The organism is Bradyrhizobium sp. CCBAU 25360 (assembly GCF_028128695.1).
GTDB lineage: Bacteria > Pseudomonadota > Alphaproteobacteria > Rhizobiales > Xanthobacteraceae > Bradyrhizobium > Bradyrhizobium ottawaense.
Window position 1 is genome coordinate 363,862 of sequence record NZ_LBJA01000038.1, and the last position, 18,055, is coordinate 381,916.

The 18,055-nt window shown below is 66.2% G+C and carries 17 protein-coding genes and 1 tRNA gene; 6 read left to right on the top strand and 12 right to left on the bottom strand.

Annotated elements, in window-relative coordinates:
- Positions 1 to 134: 134 nt before the first annotated feature.
- Positions 135 to 2,009, bottom strand: a complete 1,875-nt coding sequence (locus XH81_RS17670; RefSeq protein ID WP_028140882.1) for an ATP-dependent DNA ligase — start codon at positions 2,007 to 2,009, stop codon at positions 135 to 137.
- The gene (locus tag XH81_RS17675; RefSeq protein WP_049801937.1) at positions 2,006 to 3,043 is read right to left on the bottom strand and encodes a ligase-associated DNA damage response exonuclease; all 1,038 of its coding nucleotides are present in this window, start codon (positions 3,041 to 3,043) and stop codon (positions 2,006 to 2,008) included. The genes XH81_RS17670 and XH81_RS17675 overlap by 4 nt, the downstream gene beginning before the upstream one ends.
- A 133-nt stretch (positions 3,044 to 3,176) precedes the next feature.
- On the opposite strand from XH81_RS17675, the gene XH81_RS17680 reads away from it, so the two are divergent.
- A complete protein-coding gene (locus tag XH81_RS17680) occupies positions 3,177 to 4,103 on the top strand; it encodes a class I SAM-dependent DNA methyltransferase (RefSeq protein ID WP_028140884.1) in 927 nt (308 codons plus the stop codon).
- Positions 4,104 to 4,218: 115 nt separating this feature from the next.
- Entirely contained in the window at positions 4,219 to 5,448 is a 1,230-nt protein-coding gene (locus XH81_RS17685) for an ABC transporter substrate-binding protein (protein WP_028140885.1), read from the top strand.
- A gap of 73 nt (positions 5,449 to 5,521) precedes the next feature.
- Here the strand turns inward: XH81_RS17685 and XH81_RS17690 are convergent, their stop codons facing one another.
- The 10 genes from XH81_RS17690 to XH81_RS17735 all read right to left on the bottom strand — a co-directional run bounded on the left by XH81_RS17690 (position 5,522) and on the right by XH81_RS17735 (position 15,479).
- Entirely contained in the window at positions 5,522 to 6,373 is an 852-nt protein-coding gene (locus tag XH81_RS17690) for an amidohydrolase family protein (protein ID WP_028140886.1), read from the bottom strand.
- Positions 6,374 to 6,376: 3 nt separating this feature from the next.
- Positions 6,377 to 7,354 (bottom strand): aldo/keto reductase, encoded by a 978-nt coding sequence (locus XH81_RS17695; protein ID WP_028140887.1) that lies wholly within the window; start codon positions 7,352 to 7,354, stop codon positions 6,377 to 6,379.
- 102 nt (positions 7,355 to 7,456) lie between these two features.
- Positions 7,457 to 8,389: a sugar-binding protein gene (locus tag XH81_RS17700; protein WP_028140888.1), complete on the bottom strand. Its 933-nt coding sequence runs from the start codon at positions 8,387 to 8,389 to the stop codon at positions 7,457 to 7,459.
- A gap of 94 nt (positions 8,390 to 8,483) precedes the next feature.
- Positions 8,484 to 9,566: an ABC transporter permease gene (locus XH81_RS17705; protein WP_028140889.1), complete on the bottom strand. Its 1,083-nt coding sequence runs from the start codon at positions 9,564 to 9,566 to the stop codon at positions 8,484 to 8,486.
- Positions 9,566 to 10,324 carry an ATP-binding cassette domain-containing protein gene (locus tag XH81_RS17710; RefSeq protein ID WP_028140890.1) on the bottom strand — a complete coding sequence of 253 codons (759 nt, stop codon included), beginning with the start codon at positions 10,322 to 10,324 and terminating at the stop codon, positions 9,566 to 9,568. The genes XH81_RS17705 and XH81_RS17710 overlap by 1 nt, the downstream gene beginning before the upstream one ends.
- An 11-nt stretch (positions 10,325 to 10,335) precedes the next feature.
- Complete coding sequence (gene xylA / locus XH81_RS17715; protein ID WP_028140891.1) at positions 10,336 to 11,658, bottom strand: xylose isomerase; 1,323 nt, start codon at positions 11,656 to 11,658, stop codon at positions 10,336 to 10,338.
- Positions 11,659 to 13,113 carry a xylulokinase gene (gene xylB, locus XH81_RS17720; RefSeq protein ID WP_028140892.1) on the bottom strand — a complete coding sequence of 485 codons (1,455 nt, stop codon included), beginning with the start codon at positions 13,111 to 13,113 and terminating at the stop codon, positions 11,659 to 11,661.
- 77 nt (positions 13,114 to 13,190) lie between these two features.
- The gene (locus XH81_RS17725) at positions 13,191 to 14,249 is read right to left on the bottom strand and encodes a LacI family DNA-binding transcriptional regulator (RefSeq protein ID WP_028140893.1); all 1,059 of its coding nucleotides are present in this window, start codon (positions 14,247 to 14,249) and stop codon (positions 13,191 to 13,193) included.
- A gap of 397 nt (positions 14,250 to 14,646) precedes the next feature.
- Entirely contained in the window at positions 14,647 to 15,228 is a 582-nt protein-coding gene (locus XH81_RS17730; protein WP_028140894.1) for a helix-turn-helix domain-containing protein, read from the bottom strand.
- A 177-nt stretch (positions 15,229 to 15,405) separates the two neighbouring features.
- Positions 15,406 to 15,479: transfer RNA gene (locus XH81_RS17735), tRNA-Gly, on the bottom strand.
- 175 nt (positions 15,480 to 15,654) lie between these two features.
- On the opposite strand from XH81_RS17735, the gene XH81_RS17740 reads away from it, so the two are divergent.
- The 4 genes from XH81_RS17740 to XH81_RS17755 all read left to right on the top strand — a co-directional run bounded on the left by XH81_RS17740 (position 15,655) and on the right by XH81_RS17755 (position 18,039).
- Positions 15,655 to 16,233 carry a methylated-DNA--[protein]-cysteine S-methyltransferase gene (locus XH81_RS17740; RefSeq protein WP_028140895.1) on the top strand — a complete coding sequence of 193 codons (579 nt, stop codon included), beginning with the start codon at positions 15,655 to 15,657 and terminating at the stop codon, positions 16,231 to 16,233.
- A gap of 10 nt (positions 16,234 to 16,243) precedes the next feature.
- On the top strand, positions 16,244 to 17,083 hold the full coding sequence (locus XH81_RS17745; RefSeq protein WP_028140896.1) for a helix-turn-helix transcriptional regulator: 840 nt from the start codon (positions 16,244 to 16,246) through the stop codon (positions 17,081 to 17,083).
- A 131-nt stretch (positions 17,084 to 17,214) separates the two neighbouring features.
- Positions 17,215 to 17,574: a hypothetical protein gene (locus XH81_RS17750; protein ID WP_038947289.1), complete on the top strand. Its 360-nt coding sequence runs from the start codon at positions 17,215 to 17,217 to the stop codon at positions 17,572 to 17,574.
- 105 nt (positions 17,575 to 17,679) lie between these two features.
- Positions 17,680 to 18,039: a VOC family protein gene (locus tag XH81_RS17755; RefSeq protein WP_028140897.1), complete on the top strand. Its 360-nt coding sequence runs from the start codon at positions 17,680 to 17,682 to the stop codon at positions 18,037 to 18,039.
- The last annotated feature ends 16 nt before the right edge of the window (positions 18,040 to 18,055 follow it).

Below are 18,055 nucleotides of genomic sequence, written 5' to 3' on the forward strand. Positions count from 1 at the left end.
AGGCGGGCTCCTCAGGATGAGGACGGAGTGCGCGGCAGCAGTTTCAACGCGCACCGATGCCGATTAGCCTCATCCTGAGGAGACCGCGAAGCGGTCGTCTCGAAGGACGAGGCGTGCGCTCAGGATCACGCGCCTCACACCTCGACCTCCGCCGCGTCCGCCTTCAGCATCCTCTCCAGCGTCTCCAGCCGATCGGCCTCGCGCGGCGGCTTGTCCCAGCGCAGGCGGCTGATGCGGGGGAAGCGCATGGCGACACCGGATTTGTGTCGCGGCGAGCGCTGCAGGCCCTCGAACGCCACCTCCAGCACCAAGCCCTTGTCGCCCTCGTGCACGACATGGCGGACGGGGCCGAACTTCTCCGTGGTGTTGCGGCGGACGAAGCGGTCGATCTGCAGCAGCTCCTCGTCGGTGAAGCCGAAATAGGCCTTGCCGACCGGCACCAGTTCGTCGCCGCCCTCGCCCGCGGTCCAGACGCCGAACGTGTAGTCGGAATAAAAGGACGAGCGCTTGCCGTGACCGCGCTGCGCATACATCAGCACGGCATCGATGATGTGCGGATCGCGTTTCCACTTCCACCACTGGCCCTTGGGACGTCCGGGCAGATAAGGCGCATCGCGTCGCTTCAGCATCACGCCTTCGACGGCGTCCGCGTCTTCGCCGGCACCGGCACTTGCGGGATCGGCGCGTGCGGCAGTCAAAGCTTCCCAGCTGGCGAAGGCAACGGTAGGCGACAGATCGATGCGGGGATCGTCGAGCTTCTTGATGAAGGTCTCCAACCGTTCGCGCCGTTCCGCGAACGGCAGCTCGCGCAAATCGTTCTCGTCGTCGCCGAGCAGATCGTAAGCGCGCAGGTGAATCGGAAATTCCTTGATCAGCTTGGGCGAGACGACCTTGCGGTTGAGCCGCTGCTGCAGGACGTTGAAACTCTGCACACGGCCCTCACGCAGGATCAGAAGCTCGCCGTCGATCGCGCCGGGCAGGCGCACCGACGGCACGAGATCGGGAAAGCTCCCCGTGATGTCCTCGCCAGTACGCGAATAGAGCCGCGCCGTGACGTGACCGCGCTCGTCGCGCCCTGCCACCGCCTGCACGCGGATGCCGTCCCATTTCCACTCGGCGATGTAGTCGGCGGGATCGAGCGCGGCGAAATCGCTGTCCTCGATCGCATGCGCCAGCATCACCGGGCGGAACGGTGCGGGATCGCGGTTGACCGGCTTTTCGCCGCGGCCCTCCAGCCAGGCGAACAGGTCGAGATAGGGCGGCGCGAGCCCCGGCCAGATCAGCTCGACCTCGTGCGGGTCCTTGTCGCCGAGCGCGGCCGCCGCGGTCTTGGCGAGCCGTGCCGAGATGCCGATGCGAAGCGCGCCGGTGACGAGTTTCAGCAGCGCCCAGCGCCCGGTCTCATCGAGCTCGTCGAGCCAGCGCTCGAGCTGCTTCGGCAGCTCGGTCTTGCCGAGGGTGCGAAGCGTGGTCACGACCTCGGTGAGAGTTGGGGGCGGCGGGTCGTTGTGGTTGCGGGCGTGAGGGGACTCATCAGCATCTCGCCCGGAGTACCCCCCTCCCTGCCCCTCCCCCACAAGGGGGGAGGGAACGGAGAAGCTCGTGCGTCCCTCACCTTGGGAATCACTAAAAAATGTTGTGGTCGCTGACAGCGCCGCACTCCGCTGCGCTCCCTCCCCCCTTGTGGGGGAGGGCGGGGGAGAGGGGGGGCCCGGAAAAGACTGCGCATTGTCTTGCGTCTTCGGCCACATCAACGCCACCGTCTCCGAGAGATCGCCGACGTAATCGTAACTCAACCCGAACAGCACGGGATCAGTACGCGATGCGATGAGATCGCGGATCAGGGCCGGCTTGGCGTGCTTGAAGCTGAGCGCGCCGGTGAGCGCAGCCAGCGCGTAGCCGCGGTCGGGGTCACCGACCTCGCGGAAATAGCCGGTGAGCAGCCGCAGCTTGTTGTTGCGGCCGGGCTCGTAGGCGAGACGGTCCAGCAGCTCGGCGAAGCGGTTCATGCTTCGGCCTCGTCTTGAAGCGCCGTCTCGCTCTCCTCCTCGTCGCCATAGCCGACGAGGTCGAGCGGCTGCGCTTTCAGGCCTTTGCTCTGGCACCAATGCACCAGTGCATCTTCCTGGCCGTGCGTGACCCAGATCTCGCCGGCACCGGTCGCGGCGATGGTGGCGGTGAGGCCGTCCCAGTCGGCGTGGTCGGAGATCACCAGCGGCAGCTCGATGCCACGCTGCCGCGCCCGGGCGCGCACGCGCATCCAGCCCGAGGCAAACGCCGTGACCGGATCGGGAAAGCGCCGCGTCCAGAGATCGGAAGTGGCCGAGGGTGGCGCCAGCGTGATGGTGCCGGCGAGCGCCGCCTTCTTCACGCCCTTCACCGGCCTGAGCTCGCCGAGATCGATGCCCCGGCTCTGATAGTACTCGGTGATCTTCTCCATCGCGCCATGCAGATAGATCGGGGCGTCATAGCCGGCCGCGCGCAGCAGCGCGATCACGCGCTGGGCCTTGCCGAGCGAATAGGCGCCGACCAGATGCGCGCGCTCGGGAAACAGCGCGACGGAGGCGAGCAGCTTCTTGACCTCATCGCTCGCATCGCCATGTCGGAATACCGGCAGCCCGAACGTCGCCTCGGTGATGAAGACGTCGCATTGCACCAGCTCGAACGGCGTGCAGGTCGGATCGGGCGCGTCCTTGTAGTCGCCGGAGGCGACGATGCAGGTGTCCTTGCAGGTCACCGCGATCTGCGCCGATCCCAGCACATGGCCGGCCGGGTGGAATTTCACGCAGACATCGCCGAGCCGGATCTCCTCGCCATAGCTGATGGCTTGCGTCGACCCGGCGAAATTCTCGCCATAGCGCAGCCGCATCATGTCCAGCGTTTCCTGCGTCGCCAGCACCGCACCATGGCCGGCGCGGGCATGGTCGGAATGGCCGTGGGTGATCACGGCCCGCTCGACCGGGCGGACGGGATCGATATGGAAGCCGCCGGGCTTGCAGCACAGGCCGGCAGCAACTGGCAGCAGGATGTCTTGCGGACGCATGTGAGACATATAGGAAGGGGCTGCTCCAAATTAAGCCGTCATGCGCGGGCTTGACCCGCGCATCCATCCTCTTAAAGAGTCCTCTTTTTGATGGATTGCCGGGTCAAGCCCGGCAATGACGAGATGGTTCCCAATGCCGCTCCGCCTGTTCCAGACTTCCGGCGATCTCATCGCCGACCGCCGCTTCGAGTTCGCACGCGACCTCCAGCTCAAGGGCGATCTGCCCGCCGCCGCTGACCTCATAGAGCAGGCGATCGAGCTCGCGCCGAACTTCACCTCGGCCTGGTTCACGCTCGGCGAAATCCGTCAGCAACTCGGCGAGCGCGACAAGGCGATCGCCGCATTTCGAGAAGCGCGGAGGTCCGATCCCGAGGACCAGCACGGCGCTGGCCTGCATCTGATGCGGCTCGGCGACGCCGAGATGTCGGAGATGCCCAAGGCCTATGTGCAGGCGCTGTTCGACCAGTACGCCCCGCGCTTCGAGCACACGCTGGTCAACGATCTCGACTATCGCGCCCCGGCGCTGATCTTCAAGGCGGTGGTGGCCGCGCGGGTCGCCGCGAAGAAGCCGGCCTTCTTCAAACGCACCATCGATCTCGGCTGCGGCACCGGGCTTGCGGCCGCCGCATTCTCGAAGCAGGTCGATCATTTCATCGGCATTGACCTGTCGCCCGGCATGATCAAGGAGGCGCGTGCGACCAACCTCTACGCCGAGCTCGAAGTCGCCGACATGATCGAAGGCCTGCGGAGCAAGGGCGATGGATGCGCGAACCTCGTCGTCGCCGCGGATGCGTTCGTCTATCTCTCCGATCTCGCGCCGGTGCTGAGCGAAGCCAGGCGCGTGCTCGTATCCGGCGGCGTGCTCGCCTTCACGCTGGAGACGCATGATGGCAGCGGCATCGTGCTCGGCGAAGGCCTGCGTTATGCCCACTCCGCGGAATATGTGCGCGGCGCCCTCGCCAAGGCGGGCCTCAAGCTGCTGACGTTGGAGCCGGCCTCGCCGCGCATCGAGAATAACGAGCCGGTGCGCGGCCTCGTGATCGTGGCCGAGAAAACTTGAGTCTAGGCGCTAACGCCCCGTGATTTGAGCGTCATTGCGTCGCAAAGCCGTGACTTCCCACTTGCGAGCCAAGCTGCGATGCCAGCACAATGCCCTCGCCAGGGAGAAACAAATAATGACGAAGAATCCATCGCGACGCGATTTCAGCGCCGCCGCGCTCGCCACCATCGCCGCATCCACCTTGCCCGCGCCTTACGTCTGGGCCGCGGAGAAGAAATACGATGCGGGCGCCAGCGACACCGAGATCAAGATCGGACAGACCGTGCCGCATTCCGGCCCCGGCTCGCTCTACGGCGTGCTCGGGCGCATCGGCGAGGCCTATTTCCAGATGCTGAACGAGAAGGGCGGCATCAACGGACGCAAGGTCAAGTTTCTCACCATGGACGATGCCTACAGCGCGCCGAAATGCGTCGAGGCGACGCGGCGCCTGGTCGAGCAGGAGGAAGTGCTCGCGCTCTACGGCTCGCTCGGCACCGCGCCGCAGACCGCCGTGCACAAATATCTGAACTCCAAGGGCGTGCCGCAGCTGCTGCTCAACACCGGCGCGTCGAAGTGGAACAATCCGAAAGAGTTCAAATGGACGATGGCGGGCCTGCCGCTCTATCCGACCGAGGCGCGCATCCTGGCCCGTCACGTCGTCAGCGTGAAGCCGAACGCCAAGATCGGCATCCTCTACCAGAACGACGATTTCGGCCGCGACTTCCTCGGTCCCTTCAAGAAGGTTTTGGAAGACGCCGGCGGCACCGCAAAGGTGATCATGGAGCAGACCTACGATCTCACCGAGCCGACCGTCGATTCCCAGCTCATCAACCTCTCGAAGTCGGGCGCCGACGTCTTCTACAACATCTCGACCGGCAAGGCCTCGTCGCAGTCGATCCGGAAGGTCGCCGAGCTCGGCTGGAAGCCGCTGCAGCTTCTTTCCGCCGGCTCGACCGGCCGCTCGATCCTCAATGCCGCGGGCCTCGAGAACGCCACCGGCATCGTCGCCATCCGCTATAACAAGGAGGTCGGCCTGCCCAAATGGGAGAAGGACCCCGACGTGATGGCGTTCGAGGAATTGCGCAAGAAGTACACCCCGGCCATCGACCCCGACAACACCATCGCCTTCGCCGGCTACGGCCAGGCCGTGACCATGGGCGAGATCCTGCGCCGCTGCGGCGACGACCTCACCCGCGCCAACGTGCTGAAGCAGGCCTCGACGCTGGCGGGCTTCCACTCGCCCTACTTCCTCGACGGCGTCACCTATAGCTACACGCCCGAGGACTACACGCCGATGAAGACGCTCTTCATCTCCACCTTCACCGGCAAGGACTGGGACATCTCCGACAAGCCGATGTCCGAGTAGACAAGAGCGCACGCCGCTGCTTCCCCTCTTCTGCTTTGCCAGGAGAGGCATGAAGCAAGAGCGCGCTCAGACGCTAACTTGCGATAGCCAGCCGATACGCCCGCGTCGCATTCACACCAAAAGCCTTGGCCCGCAGCTGCGGGCCAAGCTTCGCCAGACAAGCCTCCAGCGCGTTCTTGATCTTGCCATAGCTCCCCGCGAGCAAGCACACCGGCCAGTCCGAGCCGAAGATCAGCCTGTCTTCGCCGAAACACCTCGCGGCGTGCGCGACGAACGGAAACAGGCGTTCCGCATCCCAATCATTCCAGACCGCTTCGGTCGCAAGCCCAGAGATCTTGCACCAGACATTGTCGCAAGCCCCGAGCGCGGCGATGCGATCGGCCCACACCTCGCTGCCGCCGTCGGCGATCGGCGGCTTGGCGGTGTGGTCGAGCACGAAGCGCGCTTGCGGAAAGGCCTGCGCGGATGCGATCGCCGACGGCAGCTCGCGGGCGCGGACGAGGAAATCGTAGGCGAGATCGCGGGCGAACACAGCGGTGAGGCCGCGCTGAACGTCCTCGCGCAGCAGCCAATCGGGATCGGCTTCATCGTGGACCTGGTGGCGGATTCCGACCAGCTTGCCGCCGCCGGGTGAAGCACGAAGCCGATCGAGCGTTTCGCCGAGCGCACCATCCGTCAGATCAGCCCAGCCCACCACGCCGACGACGAAGGGATTTTCGTGCGCAATGCGCAAGAATTCATCGGTCTCCTCCAGCGCGGAGCGGCATTGCACCAGGATGCTGGCATCGACGCCGTTCGCCTTCAGCAGCGGTGCAAGATCGGCCGGACCGAAGGCGCGGCGGATCGGCGTCAGCTCGTCCGCTGCCATCCAGGGATAGTCCGCGCGCGCCGGGTCCCAGAAATGCTGATGCGCGTCGATGATCATGGCCTACGCCCCACCCGGCAGCGGCGCGCGCGCATCGACGAGGTTTCGTGCCCGCAGCTCCTGCCAAAAGGCAGCCGGCACCGCTGTCTCCGACATCGCGATGTTGTCGGAAACCTCCGCGGCGTTGCGCGCGCCCATCACGGCGACCGTGACGGCCGGATGCGCCATGCAGAACTGGAGCGCGGCGGCTTTCAGCTCGGTGCCATGCTTGCGGCAGAGCGCGTCCAGCTCCAGCGCCCGCGCAACGAGCGAAGCATCGGCGTCCTGATAGTTGAACTTCGCGCTGGTGTGCGGATTGGCGAGGATGCCGCTGTTGTAGATGCCGCCGAGCAGGATGCCGATGCCTTTCGCCGTGCAGAGCGGAAACAGCGCATCCAGGGCGCCCTGGTCGAGCAGCGTGTAGCGCCCGGCCAGCAGGAAGCAATCGACGGGCACGGCCTCGGCGAAACGGACCAGCATCTCCGACTGGTTCATGCCGGCGCCGATCGCCTTCACCGTGCCCTCGCTGCGCAGGCGCTGGAGTGCGCGGAAGGCCCCGGCGACGGCGTCGTCATAGTGATCATCAGGGTCGTGCACCAGCAGGACATCGACGCGGTCGAGCCCGAGGCGGACCAGGCTCTCCTCCACCGAGCGCAGCACACCGTCATGGCTGAAATCGAACACCGGCCGCTCGCGCGGCGTGCCCTTATAGTGTTCGTCCTCGGCGGCGCCGCCATCGGGCGCGCGCAGCAGGCGGCCGACCTTGGTCGAGATGGCGTAGGAGTCGCGCGGCTGTTGCCGCAGGAAGGCCCCCAATCGCCGCTCCGCGAGGCCAAAGCCGTAGAGCGGCGCCGTATCGAAGAAGCGCACCCCGAGCGACCAGGCGCGCGCGATCGTGGCTTCAGCATCGGCATCGCTCACGGGGGTGAACAATCCCCCCAACGGGGCAGAACCGAGACCGATTGAAGTGACGTCGAGCGAACCAAGCCGCGACCGTTTCATTCCCATTGCCTTGTCTTCATTCCAACAGTCCAGATCATCTCCCCCGCTTGCAAAAACCGCAAGCGGGGGAGGCACGCAGGAGCGCGGGGCTGGCGGACGCTCCTACTTCAACATCTGCGCGACGTTGTCCTTGGTGACGAGATCGAGGCCGGTGTAGACGATCTCCGGCACCTTCTCGCCCTTCTTGATGGCGAGCAGCGTGTCCATCGCCTTCTCGCCCATCTCGAACGGACGCTGGCCGACCAGCGCGTTGGCATAGCCGTCGCGTAGCAGCTCGAGCTGCATCTTCAGCGTATCGGCGACGACGAGCGTAAACTTGCCGGAATCGATGTCCTTCTTGTTCCTGCTGGCGAAGGCCTTGAAGCCTTCGGGCGCGAACATCGGCCAGCCCCCGATGGGAACGATGGCGGCGAGATCAGGTGTCGCGGTGCGCATATCCGTCATCTGCTGGACCGCGAGTGCCGGATCGTCGTTGCAGAAGGTCGGGGAGCCCGCGACCTCCGTCCATTTCGAGCCCTTCAGCGCCTCGCGCACGCCGTCGACGCGCTCGGCGAGGTTCTTGGCGCCGGGGCCGCCCGAGACCATGGCGTATTTGCCGCCGTCGGGGCGCATCTTCACCAGCTGCTTGCCGAGCGCGACGCCGAACTCCTTGTTGTTGGTGCCGATATAGGCGATGCGCTTGGAGCCGGGCGCGTCGGCATCGAAGGTGATGACGGGGATGCCGGCCGCCGTCGCCGCCTCGATCGACTTGGTCATGGCCGCGACGTCGGCGACCGAGATGGCGAGGCCGTCGACCTTCTGGGTGACGAAGTCCTGGATGATCTGGGCTTGCGTCGCCGGCTCATGCTCGACCGGCCCCTTGTAGTTGCACTCGATATTGCCGAGCTCCTTGGCTCGCTTCAGGCAGCCGTCGCGCGCGAAGTCGAAGAACGGATTGTTCATCGCCTTGGGCACGATGACGAAGCGGTAGTTCGCGGCCAACGCCGGCGTTGCCATCATTGCGACGGCGATGCCGGCAAGAAGAAATTTCCTCATTGTCTCCTCCACCCTTGTTTGGTGCCTATCCTCTCGAAAGCGCCCGGGAAGCGGACAGGCAACATTTTATTTGTCTTCCCGAAGCGACGTTACGTCAGCTCATCCGCGAGCGGATGCGGTCGACCAGCACGGCCAGGATGATGATCACGCCCACCAGCGTCTGCTGCCAGTAGGAGGAGACCTGCGCCAGCACGAGGCCATTGCGGATCACCTCCAGCAGCACGCAGCCGACGATGGCCCCGAGCGGACCGCCGATGCCGCCGGCGAGATTGGCGCCGCCGATCACAGCCGCCGCGATCACGTTGAGCTCGTAGGACGTCGCCATGTTGGCCGGCGCCGATCCGAGCCAGCCGGAGATGATGATGCCCTGCAGGCCGGCTGCGAGCGCGCAGATCACATAGACCTCTATCTTCACCCGCACGACCGGGATGCCGGTGAGTTCAGCCGCCTTCTCGTTGCCGCCGAGCGCGAAGACGTGGCGGCCGAACGCGCTGTGATGCAGCACCACGGCCATCGTCAGCGCGAGGACCACGAGATAGATGAAGGGCACGGGCACGCCGAGCACGTCGCCCGACGTGAGCGCGTAGAAACGATCGGCGTCGGGCCCACCCGGAAAGCTGCCGCGGCCGTTGGAGACGACATAGCCGAGCCCGCGCACGATCGAGAGCATGCCGAGCGTGGTGACGAAGGGCGACAGGCCGAGCACCGCGATGCAGAAGCCGTTGACGAGACCCGCGATCAGCGCGACGCCGAGGCCGGCGAGGATCGAGATCAGCAGGATCAAGCCGGGCACGTTGGCAATTACGGTCTTGCCGTCGGCCGCCATGTGCACGAACAAGGCGCCCGCTGGCGAGCCGGGCGCCGACAGTTCGGTCATCACCATCGAGGTGATCATGGCGGAGAAGCACATCATCGATCCCACCGACAGATCGATGCCGCCCGTGATGATGACGAAGGTGACGCCGAGCGTCGCGATGGCGATGAACGAGAAGTTCTTCGCCACGTTCTGCATGTTGCCTTCGGTGAAGAAATAGGGGCTGGCGAAATGCATGATCACCAGCAGCACCGCCAGCGCGAGCAGAACGTAACCGGTCTGGGAGGCGAAGATGCCGCGCTGCCACCACCTGATCTTGCCGACATTGGTGAAGCTGATCGGGGATTCCATGGGCATGGCCATCACGCCGCCTCCTTCGCGCCGGTGATGAGGGCGGTGACTTCCTCTGGCGAGGTCTGGTGGATCGGCTTGTCGGCCCGCTTCTCGCCGCGACGCATGACGATGACGCGGTCGCACACCGCGAACACGTCGGGCATGCGATGCGAGATCAGCATCACGGCGACACCCTGCTCCTTGAGCCGGTGGATCAGGCCGAGCACCTGCTCGACCTGGCGCACCGAGATCGCGGCGGTCGGCTCGTCCATCATCACCAGCCGGGCATTGGAGAGCCGCGTCCGCGCGATCGCGACCGCCTGGCGCTGGCCGCCCGACATCTGCTTGACGAGATCGTCGGGGCGCGTCTCCGAGCGCAGCTCGCCGAAAAGCTCCAGCGCGCGCGCTGCCATCGCCTTGTGGTCGAGCAATGCGATGGGCCCGAACCTGCGCTTCAGCTCGCGGCCAAGGAACACGTTGGCCGCCGCCGTGAGATTGTCCGACAGCGCGAGGTCCTGGTAGACGACCTCGATGCCGACGGCGCGGGCATCGACCGGCCGGCTGAAATGGACCGCATTGCCGGCAAAGCGGATCTCGCCATGGCTGGGGCGGAAATTGCCGGCGATGATCTTGACCAGGGTCGACTTGCCCGCGCCGTTGTCGCCCATCAGCCCGACAACCTCGCCCGGCATGACCTGCATGTCGACGCCATGCAGCGCGCGGATCGCGCCGAACTCCTTGCCGATGCCGGTCAGCTCGAGGACCGGTGTCGCGTCAGCCTTTGCCATCAGTGCCTCGCTCAGACATAGCGGTTGACCAGGGATTCCAGATATTCCTGCCGGCCCGAGCGCGGCTGCGGGTCGAAACCGGGACGAAGCGCGCGGTCGGCGAGATCGGCGAGCGAACGCTGGCCGCCGAGAATGGCCCGCCCCTCGGGGCCGGACCATCCCTGGTAACGCTCGGTGAGCGGCGCCGTGAGGGCGCCGGCGTCCAGCATGTCGGCGGCGGCGAGGAATGCGCGCGCGCAGGCATCCATCGAGCCGACATGGGCGTGGATCAGATCATCAGGGTCGATCGACTGCCGCCGGATCTTGGCGTCGAAATTGAGCCCGCCGGTGGTGAAGCCGCCACGGTTCAGGATCTCGTGAAACACCAGCGCCAGCTCCGGGACGTTCATCGCGAACTGGTCGGTATCCCAGCCGAGCAGATCGTCGCCGCGGTTGACGTCGAGCGAGCCGAACACGCCGAGCGCCTCGGCCAGCGCCACCTCATGGTGGAAGGAGTGACCGGCGAGGATGGCGTGGTTCTGCTCGATGTTGAGCTTGACGTCCTTCAGGAGGTCATAGCGCGCAAGGAAGCCGTAGCAGGTGGCGACATCGAAATCATATTGATGCTTGGTCGGCTCCTTGGGCTTCGGCTCGATCAGGATCGGCCCCTTGAAGCCTATTCTGTGCTTGTGCTCGACGACCAGCGAGATGAAGCGGCCGAGCTGGTCGAGCTCGCGCTTGAGATCGGTGTTGAGCAGCGTCTCGTAGCCCTCGCGCCCGCCCCACAGCACATAGTTCTGGCCGCCGAGCCGGTGCGTCACCTCCAGCGCGGCGCGGACCTGGCCTGCCGCGTAGGTGAAGATCTCCGGATCCGGATTGGTCGCCGCGCCCGCCATGTAGCGACGATGAGTGAACAGGTTGGCGGTGCCCCAGAGCAGGCGGACCTTGCTCGCGGCCATCTTTGCCTCGAACAGATCGGCAATCGCATTGAGATTGGCGACGGACTCGGCGAGCGAAGCGCCCTCCGGCGCGGCATCGACGTCGTGGAAGGTGAAGTAGGGCACGTCCAGCAGGCGGAACAGCTCGAAGGCGACGTCGGCCTTGGCGCGCGCCTGCGCCATCGCGTCACCGCCCCCGTGCCACGGCCTCAGGAACGTCTCGCCGCCGAAGGGATCGCCACCCGGCCAGCAGAACGAATGCCAATAGCAGACTGCAAAGCGCAGATGATCCTCCAGCCTGCGGCCATGCACGAGGCGGTCCTTGTCGTACCAGCGGAACGCGGGCGCCTGTCCCGCATCCTTGCCGGCGAAGGCGACAGGTGCAGTTGCATCGAAGAATTTGGCTGACGCGTTCACTTAAGGGGTCTCCTTCAATGCGGGATAAAGCGCGCGCCATCGCCGATAGGCCTCGTCATAGGCCTCCGCGACGGATGCGCGGGGTGTGAAGCTCGCGAGCCGCCGCGGGCGGGTGCAGACCGCCGCGGGTGTCTCGCCGGTCACAGCGAGCCGGCCTAGCCGCGCGGCGCCGAGGGCCGCCCCCACCTCGCCTTCCTCGATGCGATGGACGGGAATGCCGAGCACATCGGCGCAGATCTGCGCCCACAGCGGCGAGCGCGAGCCGCCGCCGACGAGATCGAGCTCGGCAACGGGCCCGCTCGCCGCGCTCAGCGCCGCCAGATTGTCGCGCGCAGCGAAAGCGACGCCTTCGAGCACGGCCTGCACGATCTGCGTCCGCCCGGTCGCACCGCGCAGGCCGACGAAGGCGCCGCTCGCCGCGGCATCGTTGTGCGGCGTGCGCTCGCCGTCGAGATAGGGCAGGAATCTGATCGGGCTCGGTCCATCGACGCGCTCGCCGAGCGGCGCCAGCAGCGCTGCGGCCGGCGTCTCCATCACGCCGGCGAGCCAGGCCAGCGAGGCCGCTGCCGAGAGCATCACGCCCATCTGGTGCCAGAGGCCGGGCAGCGCGTGACAGAACGCATGCACCGCCGTTTCAGGCGCCGGCGCGAAGCGGTCGGTGACGCGGAACACCACGCCTGACGTTCCGAGCGACAGGAACGCATCGCCCGGCGCGATCGCGCCGAGCCCGATCGCGCTCGCGGCGTTATCGCCGGCGCCCCCGGCGACAACGACATCTTTCGCCATGCCCCAGCGCCGCGTGAATTCCGGTGCGAGCATCGCGCTCGCCTCACGGCCCTCGACGAGACGCGGCATGTGGTGGAGATCGAGCCCGGTGGCATGCAGCAGCAGGGGCGACCAGCGGCGCAGACCGACATCGAGCCACAGCGTGCCAGCCGCATCGGACATGTCCTCGATCAACTCGCCGGTCAGGCGATAGCGCACATAGGCCTTCGGCAGCAGCACCTTTGCGACGCGCGCGAAGATTTTTGGCTCATGCCGCGCGACCCACAACAGCTTCGGGGCGGTGAAACCCGGCATCGCCAGATTGCCGGCCATCGCGTGCAGCGAGGGGCAACGCTGCTCCAGCACGGCGCATTCGGCCTGCGAGCGACCGTCGTTCCAGAGGATCGCCGGACGCAGCGGCCGTCCATTCTCGTCGAGCAGCGTCGCGCCATGCATCTGGCCCGACAGGCCGATGCCGCGGACCCGCGCCACCTCGCGCGGATGGCGGGCGGCGAGATCGTCGACCGCGCCGATGGCTGCATCGACCCAGGAATCGGGGTCCTGCTCGGACCACAGCGGCGCCGGGTGCGACAGCGCAAGCTCGCGCGCCGCCGTCGCGAGGATCGCGCCGCCTTCGCTCACGAGCACCGCTTTCACGCCGGAGGTGCCGATGTCCAGTCCGAGATACAATTCGTCCTCCCATTTACCCATTGCGGTGCGCGAGCTTGCGTCGCCTTCCCGCCAGGCCGTTCCATATTCATCTGCCGCTAAGGCAGATTGTCCCGCATCACGATGTCGATCCTGATCTTCTCCTGTTCGCGCAGGATCGGCTCGCCGCGGGCGAGCGCGAGCAGCACGCGCACGGCGGCGCGCGCTTCATGTCCGGGGTTCTGCGAGATCGCGGCATCCATCACGCCCTGCAGCAGCAGCCGGCGCGTCAGCATGGTGACGTCATGACCGACGAACACGACCTGCTTGTCGCGGCCGGCATCGCTCAACGCCTTGTCATTCAAGGCCTTGGCGACGCCCTGGGTACCGGCGCCGACGTTATAAAGGCCGACGATGTCGGCATGCCTGCCGAGCAGCCGCGCCAGCACCTGTTCCGAACGATCGTCCTCGTCGCGCCCTTCCAGCACCGGCAGCACGCTGAGCCCGGGGAATTCCGACGCCATCACCTGGTTGAAGCCGAAGATGCGCTCGGCATGGTCGCGCAGGCCCTGCGAGCCCGCGACGATCGCGACCTTGCCGGACTTTTGGCCGGCCAGCCGCCCGACCAGCGCGCCGGCGGTGCGCCCCGCGGCAATGTTGTCGATGCCGACATAATGGTGGCGCCGCGAGGACGGCACGTCCGAAACCAGCGTCACCACCTTGGTGCCGGCATCGACGAGATCGTTGATCGCGGCGCGGACGCCAGGATGATCGAGCGCCACCACGGCGACGCCGTCGTAGTCGCCCGACAGCGCCTCCAGTGAGGCCGCGAGCACGGAGGGGTCAAACACGTCGGTCGCGACCATCTCGACGTTGAGGCGGCGAACCGAGAGCCAGGCCGACATCTCGCCGAGATAGGCCTCGATCTGCTGCATGAAGGGATTCGGCCCCGACGGCATCACGAAGGCGAAGCGGCGGGCGCGGCCGCGGGCGAGTTCGGCGGCGGCAACATGCGGCTGGAACGCGTTGCGCTCGATCGCCGCCTTGACGCGCCGCACCGTGTCCGGCCGCACCCCCGGGCGGTTGTGCAGCACGCGATCGACCGTCGCCAGGCTGACGCCCGCCTCGCGGGCGATGTCCTTCAGCGTCAGCGCGGTCGCGGTGAGGGTGTCAGCCATCGCTGAAGGTTAGCAGAGGTGTTTTGAGGTACGCAACTCATTTTGAGGACCGTCATCGCCGAGCCTCAAATTACGGTTGTAGCCACAGCCGTAGACACGCCCCTGCCCGACCCGCGTCTCGCTCGAACGCTGGACGCGCGGCCCCGCCGCCTTGCCTATGGTTGCCGCTCACCGACGGCGCCACAACGAGCGTTCGCGGCAAGATCATGAGAGCGCGCGGCGATATCGCCAGGGATTCGGACAAAGGCAGGCTCTATCAACGCGTCCTGTGGCAGTCCGCGACGCTCTATCATCAAAATGCTCAGCTCCTGGGCCGGCGAGCGGGTCCAGCCGCTGCCGCAATTGGCCTGAGCATTGACCGGACTTGTCGACAGGCCATGACAGGCTTGCCCTGATCTCACATCTTCCCGTAGGAGGCGCCGCGCCGCGTGATGATGACGTAGCGCGCGTCCTGCTTGGTTTCGTTCTCGAAGATCACCGCGCGCATCACGTCGAAATCCAGGCAGTCGCCTTCGCGCAGGCGCACCGCCTTGGCGTCGATGTGCACGGCGATGGCTCCCTCCAGCATCAGCAGTTGCTGGGTGAAGGCGTTGCGGCCCCAGGGGCTGTACGGCACCCGCGCGCCGGCCGGCAAATCGATGACGATGATCTCGATGCCGCTCGCCGCATCCGTCGGCGAGGCGTGCCGGCGGCGATAGCCGCTGTCGGGATCGCGCCAATGCGGCTGGTCGGCAAGCCGCACCAAGCGCTCCGGCGGCTTCTCCGCGAGCGCGACGACATCGCTGAGCGACACGTCGAGCGCCGCGCAGAGTCGTCCCAGCAGCGCAGCCGTCGCGCTGCTCTGCGCCCGCTCCACCCGCCCGATCATGGCACGGCTGACGCCGGAGCGTGCGGCGAGCTCGTTCAACGTCATGCCGGCCTGCGTCCGCAGCGTCTTCAGGCGGCGCCCGATCGCGCGATCGAGTTTTTGCTGGTCCATGGTCTTCATCCGAACGTTGCCCGGCCAGAGACCGCACCCGCCAAAGCGTGAGGAGCTTAGGCCAAGGGACCAGCAAGCGCCGGAGACAGCGGCTAATATATTGGAATTTTACGCACCGCGCGAATACGCGGTCGCGCCTGCCAGATCGATCGGAATGGAAACTTCAATCGGGAAGCTTGGAGCGGGCGAAGGGAATCGAACCCTCGTATGCAGCTTGGGAAGCTGCCGTTCTACCATTGAACTACGCCCGCTTATGCGCGGCTTGCGCGCCCGTCCTGATTAGCCGAGACGGCGCCTCCCGCCAAGCAGTTTGGCGCAGCCAGCCGGCTGGTTATTAACGTCTTGGCAAGATTTTGGGTGCGCCGGATTGTGGCGGTGTTATGATCTCGTGTCTGGGGAGAGACGTGCACTGAGTGGGGCGTGTGCATGGTGGGGCGTGGCTATACGATATTCGACACGGCGATCGGGCGCTGCGGCATCATCTGGAGCGGCACCGGCGTGGTGGCCGTGCAATTGCCGGAGGCGCGGGAGATCGACACCCGCCGCCGCATCTTTGCGGTCCATCCCGAGGCGCGCGAGCAGCGCCCCTCCGACAATGCCGAGCTTGCGATCGACGGCATCGTGAGCCTGCTGCAGGGCAACGATCCCGATTTTTCCGAGGTCAGCCTGGATGCCGGCGGGGTGCCCGGCTTCAACCGCCGCGTCTACGAGTTCGCCTGCTCCATTCCGCGCGGGGAGACGCGCACCTATCACGAGGTCGCCAAGGCGCTGGGGGCTTCAGGCGCGGCACATTCGGTGGCACAGGCGATCGCCAGAAATCCCTACATGCTGATCGTGCCCTGCCACCGGGTACTGGAGGCCGGCAATTACACCGATCGGCTCTCGCCTTATGGCGGGGTGATCTCCAAGCGGCGGCTCCTGGCACTCGAGGGCGCCCATCCCGTCGCCAGCAAGACGCTGTTCGAGGTGCTGCTGCCGGTTGCCCCACCAAGGCCGTCCACCTAGATAAGGCGGCATGGACGCGACCACACTGCTGACGTCACAATCGATGATCGTTTCCGAGTTTCGCTGCGACGCGGGACCGGGCGATACGCCATTTGCCGAATGCCGCACTGGGCATTCCATCGCCTATGTCCGCTCGGGCAGCTTTGGCTGCCATTGCCGCGCCGGTTTCTTCGAACTGGTGGCGGGCTCGATGCTGGTCGGCGCGCCCGGCGAGGAATACACCTGCACGCATGAGCATGTCAGCGGCGATGTCTGCCTGTCGTTCTTCCTCAGCTCGGACATGGTCGATGCCCTCGGCGGGCGGGGCGAGGTCTGGCAGGTCGGCGCCACGCCGCCGCTACCCGAATTGATGGTGCTGGGCGAGCTCGCCCAGACGGCGGCAGATGGCAATAGCGATATTGGCCTCGACGAGGTCGGCCAGATCCTGGCCGGCCGTTTTGTCGACGTCGTTTCGGGCAAGGCGCGCAAGCCGGCCACCCCCACCGCGCGCGACCGCCGCCGCGCGGTCGAGGCCGCACTTTGGATCGACGACAATTCGCATGCCGAGGTCGATCTCGAACAGGCCGCAAAGCAGGCGGGCCTCAGCCCGTTCCATTTCCTGCGGCAGTTCTCGAGCGTGCTCGGCGTCACCCCGCATCAATATCTGGTGCGGTCGCGGCTGCGGCACGCAGCGCGGCTGCTCACGGATGACGACATTGCGGTCACCGATGTCGCCTATGACGTCGGCTTCGGCGATCTCTCCAACTTCGTCCGCACCTTCCACCGCGCTGCCGGCGTATCGCCGACCAAATTCCGCCAGGCCTCGCGCGGGGAGCGCAGCGTCTTCGCCGAACGCCTCGTCCTCAACTGAGACAGGTCGGCCGCATGGTGGGGTAATAGTCTGTTGACCAGACGGGCGCGTCGTACTGGGCTTACGGAACGCCGCGCGATATTACAACCAAAGAGCGAATCATCGCTCTTTGAAATGCGGCGACCCGGCAGATGAACAGTGCCCCGAGTGATGTGATTGCGGCCACACTGATCGCGCTTGCCGTTGGTCTTGCCTTCATCGCCGGCTGTGCCGTCTATTATGGCCGCCAGATCACCTCGCGCAGGATTCCGATGCAATGGGGCACCGACGGTCAGCCGGCCTGGTTTGCACCACGCCTCATCGGGCTCTGGTTCAGCTTCGGCGTCACGGCGGCCCTGTCCGCGTTCCTGCTCGTCCTCGCCCTTCATGACCCGCAGAAGCTCACGGCCCTGATCGTCGCAACGGTCAGCGTGATCGGAACGAACATGTGGGTTCACGTCTATCACCTGAAACGGGTGATCCGGTGGCAGTCGGAGGTTCCGGCGAATTAGCCGGCTGCCGAGCGCAAGATTCTCCAAGAGCCGCCCGCTCCACCCCGACTAGGGTCGTCTCCGGGCGCGCGCCATTTTCGGCGCGCTTTGCAAATGGAGACGACCATGTACGACCACATCGGGCTTCGCGTTGCCGATCTCGACGCCGCGACGCGCTTCTACACCGCGGTGCTGGCGCCGCTCGGTTACGTCCTGTGCTCCAGCGGCGACGGCTATGCCGGCTTCGGGCCGAAGGGCGAGCCGGGGCTGTGGCTGCACCTGAACAAGGGCCGCAAGGCCGACGGCGCGCACATCGCGTTCCGCGCCGGAAATCATGACGCGGTCAAGGCGTTCCACAGCGAAGGCCTGAAGAGCGGCGGCCGCGACAATGGCGGCGCCGGGCCGCGCAAGGATTACAGCCCGACCTACTACGCGGCGTTCCTGATTGATCCCGATGGCAATAATGTCGAGGCGGTTTGTGTGTAGAAGCCGCCGCGCACGA